The sequence below is a fragment of the Chitinophaga sp. 01L420 genome (assembly GCF_056399985.1).
This window is the reverse complement of the sequence record NZ_JBFTSK010000155.1, coordinates 1-399: the sequence shown is the minus strand read 5'-3', so window position 1 is coordinate 399 and position 399 is coordinate 1. Positions and strand designations below refer to the sequence as shown.

1 protein-coding gene is annotated in these 399 nt (G+C 51.9%); it reads right to left on the bottom strand.

What is annotated here, in order from left to right; translation table 11 throughout:
- On the bottom strand, nucleotides 1-399 hold a 399-nt coding region (locus AC1DP6_RS36585; RefSeq protein WP_477059326.1), incomplete at both ends, for an AMP-binding enzyme.

Below are 399 nucleotides of genomic sequence, written 5' to 3'. Positions count from 1 at the left end.
CTTCGTTGCGTGGCCCCGCATACAGCCCTTTTTGTTCCGCCCGTACATCCGGGTCTGGTAATGCTTTCCGGTCTATCTTGCCATTAGCCGTTAAAGGCAGTTCTTTTAACGCCACCCACAGCAATGGCACCATGTATTCCGGCAAACAATCCTTCAGATAATTTGTTATCGCTTCCTTGTCAAAGTTTTCTTCCGTCACCACATATCCTACTAACCGCATATCGGCACTATCACCACGAGCCAGTACCACTGCCTGGTTCACCAGACCGCTCTGCTGCAATACCTGCTCTATTTCTCCCAGCTCAATACGGTAACCACGAATCTTCACCTGCTCATCGCGGCGACCCTGGTACGGTACTCGATATTCCCATCGGGTAACCAGCGACCCAGATCGCCCGT